Raw genomic sequence first — 339 nt, forward strand, 5'->3', positions numbered from 1 at the left:
CAGCACGATGGACTTCTGCGCCGCCTCCAGCGCCAACTGGATGTGGGCCGGGGACTCTACCGTGCTGTAAGGAATTTTGGTGTAGGGGTTATCGGCGGGGTTGTCGAAAAAGCCCAGCTTGAAGCGGGCCGTGAACAGGCGCTGGAGGGCCACGTCCAGCTCGGCCTCGGTCACGAGGTGCTGCGCCAGCGCTTTATCCAGGGAGTTAAACGCTTCGCCACACTCCAAATCCGAGCCGGCCCGGATGGCCAGGGCGGCGGCCTGCTCGGGCGTCGGCACCACTTCGTGGGCACCCTTTTCGTAGAAGAGCGTCACCGCGCCGCAGTCCGTGACGACGTA

General features: G+C 64.6%; 1 pseudogene. It reads right to left on the reverse strand.

Annotation, left to right across the window (positions count from 1 at the left end):
- Nucleotides 1-339, reverse strand: a pseudogene (locus J4G38_RS28225) (hypothetical protein); the annotation flags it as partial.

It is taken from the genome of Hymenobacter terricola, from assembly GCF_017921975.2.
GTDB lineage: Bacteria > Bacteroidota > Bacteroidia > Cytophagales > Hymenobacteraceae > Hymenobacter > Hymenobacter terricola.